Annotated in this window: 2 protein-coding genes; both read left to right on the top strand. The window is 44.8% G+C overall.

Annotated elements, in window-relative coordinates; translation table 11 throughout:
* Positions 1 to 763: 763 nt before the first annotated feature.
* A complete protein-coding gene (codB, locus tag MHN01_RS20240) occupies positions 764 to 2,005 on the top strand; it encodes a cytosine permease (protein ID WP_239413052.1) in 1,242 nt (413 codons plus the stop codon).
* 12 nt (positions 2,006 to 2,017) lie between these two features.
* The gene (locus tag MHN01_RS20235; protein WP_239413050.1) at positions 2,018 to 3,304 is read left to right on the top strand and encodes a cytosine deaminase; all 1,287 of its coding nucleotides are present in this window, start codon (positions 2,018 to 2,020) and stop codon (positions 3,302 to 3,304) included.
* Positions 3,305 to 3,621: the final 317 nt, after the last annotated feature.

Raw genomic sequence — 3,621 nt, 5'->3', positions numbered from 1 at the left:
AAAAATACTTATTCCACCCCTTTAAGTGAACAAAAACCCCGCACCCAGCTCCGCTTGTCTATGCCGATTTATCCGGCCCGATAACTTAACAAGCTTACCTAAACTTAGCGTTCAACGCTCATTTTACAGCGCCTTATTTGAAAAAATTATTGACGTTTTTTTGTTATTGAACTAAATCAATCTATCTGAGATTACATGACTTTTTCATTACGTACAGTATTGACTTTGTTGAATCCGGCATGGGGATTAGGCTCAAGGCATTTCCCACAGAGTTATTCACAGCTTCTGTGGATAAACAATTTATCCCCAGCCCAATTTTGAATACAGACAGGTTAACTCACCTTACAAAACACCAACTTTTACGAGCTAAATGCTTCAAAGCCCCTCTATCTAGCAAAAACTGACACAACTTGCTCTATTCAGCTCAATTCCAGCCATAAATGTAGCGAACAACGTTGCAGACTCTCAGTACCACCTTTATTAAATCACATTCATTTTTTCACCACCCAATCTAACAACAAAACATAACCAGACAATATGAAGCAAACAAGAACAAAGCAATCGTTACCCCGCAGCGTTACAATAAAAAACCAAAAACATAAGCATTTGATTAAATTAAACTTAAATGCAATATATTAATGACATAGACAACTAACACGAATAAACAATTTGACAGCCATATTTTTACACATAAAATACGCGCCGTTTGCCTGATAAATGGCAGCTCATTATTAATGGTATTGACGTTATATAGAGGTGGATAATGGCGGGCGACAATAATTACAGTTTAGGCCCAGTGCCACAGTCGGCACGTAAAGGGATTCCTTCCCTGACAATGGTCATGTTGGGATTAACTTTCTTCTCAGCAAGTATGTGGACAGGCGGAACACTCGGAACAGGCCTCTCCTATAACGATTTTTTTCTCGCAGTTCTTATTGGTAACCTCATCCTCGGTATCTACACTTCTTTTCTCGGCTACATTGGCGCCTCTTCCGGCCTCTCCACACACCTCCTCGCTCGTTTTTCCTTCGGCTTAAAAGGTTCCTGGCTTCCATCTCTTCTTCTCGGCGGCACCCAAGTAGGCTGGTTCGGTGTTGGCGTCGCGATGTTTGCCATCCCTGTGCAAAAAGCGACAGGCATTGATACAAACGTACTTATTGTCGTATCAGGGCTGTTAATGACGGCAACTGTTTACTTTGGTATTTCTGCACTGATGATCCTTTCAGCCATTGCTGTACCCGCTATCGCTTTGCTTGGCGGATACTCCGTATTGGTTGCTATCGGCAGTGCTGGCGGGCTAGACGAGATGAAGACTATATCACCCGAAATGCCACTTGAGTTCTCAGCAGCACTGGCGCTGGTAGTCGGCTCTTTTATATCAGCTGGCACCCTGACTGCAGACTTTGTCCGATTCGGCAAATCCCCTATAGGCGCCGTACTGGTTACGATGATCGCCTTCTTTATCGGTAACTCTCTGATGTTCATTTTTGGCGCAGCCGGTGGGGCTGCAACAGGACAATCCGATATTTCTGAAGTCATGATTGCCCAAGGGCTACTTATCCCCGCAATCATTGTTCTAGGCTTGAATATCTGGACAACCAATGACAATGCGCTTTATGCCTCAGGACTAGGCTTTTCAAATGTTACAGGCCTACCAAGTAAATACCTTTCAATGGCTAATGGTGTCATAGGCACACTGTGTGCACTGTGGCTATATAATAACTTTGTTGGATGGTTAACTTTCCTTTCGGCAGCAATCCCACCAGTTGGCGGAATTATCATTGCAGACTTCCTGAAAAACCGTCATCGTTATAAAGATTTTGCTAACGCTGAATTTCAAACCGTCAACTGGGCGGCTATTACCGGTGTTGCCATTGGCGTAGCGGCGGGCCACCTGTTGCCGGGTATCGTGCCTTTAAATGCGGTACTGGTCGGCGCTATTAGTTATCTTGTACTTGATCCTCTTTTCAATCGTAACAATCGCTCATTGGCCGCTAAAGTATAAGGATTCGTTGAGATGCAAACTTCAGACATACTCATTCAAAATATCTCGCTTCAAGGCAAAGAAGGCCTACATCAAATTCTGATCGAAAATGGTCAGTTCAAAACAATTGCTCCGATGGATAAAGCGCTAAACCACACCAGTAAAGTACTTGATGGTGAAGGAGGTATGGCTATTGCCCCATTTTGCGAGCCGCATGTCCATTTAGATACCACGCAAACAGCAGGTGAACCAAGCTGGAATATTTCCGGAACGTTGTTCGAGGGTATCGAGCGCTGGGCGGAAAGAAAGTCCATGCTATCTCTTGAGGATGTAAAACAACGTGCCAAGCAAACGCTAAAATGGCAAATTGCCAATGGTGTCCAGCATGTACGCACCCATGTCGACGTTTCTGACCCAACACTGATAGCGCTAAAAGCGATGCTCGAAGTCAAAGAAGAGATGAAGCAATGGGTTGATATACAAATTGTTGCCTTTCCTCAAGAGGGCATACTCTCCTACCCTAACGGCAAAGAGTTACTCGAAGAAGCGGTAAAACTTGGCGCTGATGTGATTGGCGCGATTCCCCATTTTGAATTCACACGCGAGTATGGCGTTGAATCGCTACACTACGTATTTGAGCTCGCCCGCAAGTACGATCGACTTATTGATGTGCACTGCGATGAGATTGATGATGAGCAATCACGTTTTGTTGAAACACTGGCTGCCCTGGCTCATAAATTCGAAATGGGAGACAAGGTAACAGCTAGCCATACAACCGCCATGCACTCATACAACGGCGCCTACGCTTCACGCTTATTTCGTTTGCTAAAAATGTCAGGTATCAACTTCGTTGCCAACCCTCTGGTGAACATTCACCTACAAGGCCGGTTTGATGATTACCCTAAACGACGTGGTATTACCCGGGTCAAAGAAATGCTGACGGCTGATATCAATGTCTGCTTTGGTCACGATGATGTCTTTGACCCGTGGTATCCGCTTGGCACAGCAAACATGATGCAAGTACTCCATATGGGGTTACATGTATGCCAGGTAATGGGTTACGACCAAATCAACAATTCACTGGCTTTAATTAGCACTAACTCGGCGCGTACACTTAATATCCAACACCGCTATGGTATTGAAGAAGGCAAGCTAGGTAACCTGCTGATCTTACCTGCTGAAAATGGTTTTGATGCTGTTCGTCGCCAGGTCCCGGTGCGGTATTCAGTCCGTCAAGGCAAGATCATTGCACAAACTCAACCTGCAACGACACAAATCAGCCTAGGAGAAAACAACGAAGAAGTGACTTTCCGTCGATAACTACTATTGCGAATCAAGCCACCGTTCCATTTTGGTGGCTTTATAATCACTTACCCTTCTCTATTCCCTATCCTGCAACGAGCCCAGCAAGCAAAAATCATCAATAATATCGCGCTCCAGGTGCTTGTTCCGCCGCTAGCAGACTTCAAATTGCAGTTAGTGTGTGAAATGCCCGTAGAGTTAAGGTTACAGTCACTATTTACAAGCTCATCTTCTTTTCCGTCACTAGAGCCTGTACCACTACCGGATTCTGCATCACCACCCGAACCACCTGTATCTCCCTCTGGTGAAGTCGAAGAGGATTCTTCGTCAGTAAT

The organism is Photobacterium sp. OFAV2-7 (genome assembly GCF_022347985.1).
GTDB lineage: Bacteria > Pseudomonadota > Gammaproteobacteria > Enterobacterales > Vibrionaceae > Photobacterium.
Note: the sequence above shows the minus strand (reverse complement) of the source record. Positions and strands in the feature narration are given on the sequence as shown.

What these genes read in the sequence shown, in the direction of transcription:
- codB (WP_239413052.1), top strand. Translation starts at nt 764, where the DNA reads ATGGCGGGCGACAATAATTACAGTTTAGGCCCAGTGCCACAGTCGGCA.
- MHN01_RS20235 (WP_239413050.1), top strand. Translation starts at nt 2,018, where the DNA reads ATGCAAACTTCAGACATACTCATTCAAAATATCTCGCTTCAAGGCAAA.